At 54.8% G+C, this 3374-nt stretch carries 3 protein-coding genes and 1 pseudogene; 1 reads left to right on the plus strand and 3 read right to left on the minus strand.

Going from position 1 to position 3374, the window contains the following annotated elements:
• The 3 genes from QZ197_RS15325 to QZ197_RS15335 form a co-directional block, all read right to left on the minus strand.
• Positions 1-547 (minus strand): Wzz/FepE/Etk N-terminal domain-containing protein (locus QZ197_RS15325; protein WP_296433039.1); only part of this gene is annotated, 547 nt, incomplete at its 3' end.
• A 3-nt stretch (positions 548-550) separates the two neighbouring features.
• Positions 551-991: a low molecular weight protein-tyrosine-phosphatase gene (locus tag QZ197_RS15330; RefSeq protein ID WP_272146212.1), complete on the minus strand. Its 441-nt coding sequence runs from the start codon at positions 989-991 to the stop codon at positions 551-553.
• A 9-nt stretch (positions 992-1000) separates the two neighbouring features.
• Positions 1001-1861 carry a polysaccharide biosynthesis/export family protein gene (locus QZ197_RS15335; protein WP_296433043.1) on the minus strand — a complete coding sequence of 287 codons (861 nt, stop codon included), beginning with the start codon at positions 1859-1861 and terminating at the stop codon, positions 1001-1003.
• Between the two features lie 699 nt (positions 1862-2560).
• Between QZ197_RS15335 and QZ197_RS15340 the strand changes: the two are divergent.
• Positions 2561-3374 (plus strand): annotated as a pseudogene (locus QZ197_RS15340) (IS3 family transposase); the annotation flags it as partial.

The raw sequence follows: 3374 nt of genomic DNA on the forward strand, positions 1-3374 counted from the left end.
GCTGTCCTGTGGGCAGGGTGAGGACAAAACCGCCGCCGCCTTCCGACGTGAGACGAATTTCTTCCCCCAGCCAGACAGAGGGCACGTCGATCAAATCAAGGCGGATCGCATCACCGGGGTGTGCGTAGGGTCTCAGAAAGTCCCACGCGGGGAGCGGGAGATCTTGGGTAGCAAGTATATGTCCAAAGACCGGCGCTGAAAGAGGAGCAGCAGACCAGTCAAGGTTCAGGCGTGAGACGGCGCGACCCACAACCAAGCGAGACCTGATGATCTCAATTTCTGTGACGGCGCGCGGGCTGCCACCTGATATGTCTGCAAGACCTGCTGGTAGACCAAGTTGACCTCCTCCGGTCTCTTCAAGCTGAAGGAGACCGTCTGCGCGATACGTCGGCGGTGTGTTGAGGGCAAAAAACAGGCCGACCAGTGCGCCAATGAGCACAATGCATATAATTGTTATTTTACCCGCCCAAAGGCGCGAAAATAGGTCAAGAAGATCGATTTCGTCATCCTCAGCCGTATCACGCTGAGTTTGCAGCTGGTCCGTCATCGTTCACTCCGATTTCTTAGGCAATAGTCGTGACAACCAGGCCGCCGTGGCCTCTTGAATGAGCGTGAAGACATATTCGTGATATTCCTTGCTCTTGCGGTACGGGTCGGGGATGTCCGCATCTCCATTCCAGCGGGTCAAGCGCATCACACGCCCTGAAAGCTCTGGAGCGATCCTCTCGATCTCGCGCTTATGGCCACCTTCGAGAACCAGAATGAGGTCGTGCTGCTCTCCGATCCCGCGCGTGAACTGTCGAGCTGCGTGGTCACCAAAAACCACGCCCGCAGCCTCCGCCACTTCGCGCGCCACAGGATCGACGTCACTTCCAACGAGCGCGCCAATCCCGGCAGAAGCAACCTCGTAATCAGGCAATTTCTCGCTCAAAATCGCCTCGGCGACGGGCGAACGGCAAATGTTGCCCACGCATACGGTCAATATTTTCATAACATCAGCTCAAAACGTTTCCAAAGACGTGTTTGCCCTCGCGAGGGCGGGCACGCCACCGACCGAAGGTAGCAGACCGCTGATTGTGTCATTCCAGCGCTGGCGCGGCGACCTTGTCACGTAAACGACGTCGTCGGGCTGTAGATCAAAACGCGTCCCCAGTAGGAACCCTGTAGGGGACTCTACCGATAGTTGGAAGACGGTCATGTTGTCACTGTTGCCACGAAACACAAATATCCCCCTTGCATCGCCGCGCAACTCATTGAGGCCACCCTGGCGTGCAAGCGCTTGTGTCAGAGATAGCCCCTCACCTTCGAGGTCAATAGCGGCAGGCCGACCAACTTCACCAAGAATGTAAACTTCTTCTGTTGCGCTTGCCGGCACATAGACCACATCTCCCGAACCAAGCATCGGATTATTTGAGAAAATCCCGCGCTCTAGAAAGCCGTCGAGATCGACGGTGTATGCGCGTCCGTTGCGCTGGATAGTGACGCGCTCCGCGTCAGCCTGTGGGTCGAGGCCTCCGGCGGCATTTACGGCATCAAGCAGTGTCATAGGGACAGTCGTCACCGGCAGTCTTTGTGGCGTCACCACCGCGCCAGTGATGTTTACGGCTTGCGAATTGAAGGCCGCCACCCGTACTTCGAGCTGCGGATCAGTAATGTATTCAGCCAGGGCCCCCATGAGGTTGGCGCGAATTTCCTCGGGCGCCATTCCTTCGGCCTGTACCTGCCCCAAGAAAGGGTAAAAGAAAGTGCCGTCAGACTGGACGCGGAAGCCGGTTTCAACGGAGCTGCGATCAGGCCCTGCTGGCATAGTTAATTCGGGATGGTTGTAAACGAGTACACTCAGAATATCGCCAGGTGCCACTCTGTAGTTCCACCCGCCAGGACCGGGAAGGGTCTCTGCTTCCGGTTGCCTTTGCGGTAAATTGCGCCCGTAAGTCCTAATGTTTCCCTCGTTGAGACGAACGAGATGGACGTTATCACCCAACGCCTCCTGACCGCTCGAAGTCACGGGAAATTCACTGGTGCCGTCGGAGCACGCCGATAGTCCGAGGCAAAGCATTATGGCAATCACGCTGCGCATTTCAATTCCAATTATTATAGACTTTAGAGTCAGTCACAGACAGTATTGGCGAACGTTGCTTTAGTCCACACTGCCTGTCGTCGAAATGTTCCAACTTCTGAGACTATTCAAATCCTCAATAAGTGTGCTTTTCGAAGCACATTATAAGTAACCATATCAAAACTGACGCGGTATATTATCGACTATCACCTAGCAATTCCGCGGGCTCTCTAAAAGCGCGTGTTTATTTGCATTTAGCCAGTTACTGACCTTGAAACCGCGTTGTGTGCCGCCACTTGGGTCGCCAGAAGCCAAGGCAACCAGCAGAGCAAGCGCGGCTAGCATAACTCTAGTGGTTACCGTTCCATTGGTCGCATCGTGAACAAGAGCAGAGAAGACTACCGCGCACTGCGCTCAAATGGTGTCGGCGGGTAATCCCCCCTAAATTTAGTGGTGTTCAAAAGTAGAATTTTCTCGGCAAGATATCTGAGGAGATTTACGATGAAGAATGGACGATTTAGCGACGCGCAGATCATGGCAGTGTTGAAGCAGGCTGAAGGCGGCACGCCCGTCTCGGAGCTTTGCCGGGAGCATGGGATGAGCAGCGCCAGTTTCTACAAATGGCGTGCCAAGTTTGGCGGGATGGATGCGTCTTTGATCACTGAGATGAAGGATATGGCTGAACAAAACCGTCGGCTGAAGAAGATGTATGCCGAGATGAGCATGCAGAACGACTTGCTGAAGGAAGCACTTGGAAAAAAGCGCTAAGGCCATCTCAGAGACGTGAGATGGCCATGAATGCGGTCGCAAGGCCTGGCGTCAGCATCGCGCTGGCGTGCCGTGCGTTCGAGATCAGCGAGACGTGTTATCGCTACAGCCCCGTGCTGAGCGATGAGAACGAAGAGATCGCCGATTGGTTGGAACGGTTGACTGCCAACAAGCGGAGCTGGGGCTTTGGTCTGTGTTTTCTGTATCTGCGCAACGTCCAAGGCTATGGCTGGAACCACAAGCGCGTCTATCGGATTTACTGCGAACTGGAGCTGAACCTACGGATCAAGCCCAAGAAGCGCCTCAAGCGGGACAAACCTGAACCGTTGGCGGTGCCGGAAAAGCCGAATGAGACCTGGTCGATGGATTTCATGGCTGATCAACTCGCGGATGGCCGGTCGATCCGAACCCTGAATGTGCTGGATGACTTTAATCGCGAAGGACTTTGCATCGAAGTGGACTTCTCATTGCCCGCAGAACGCGTTGTGCGCAGCCTTAACCAGATCATCGAATGGCGCGGCAAACCGCAGGTTATTCGTGTCGATAA

This window comes from Yoonia sp., from assembly GCF_017854415.1.
GTDB lineage: Bacteria > Pseudomonadota > Alphaproteobacteria > Rhodobacterales > Rhodobacteraceae > Yoonia.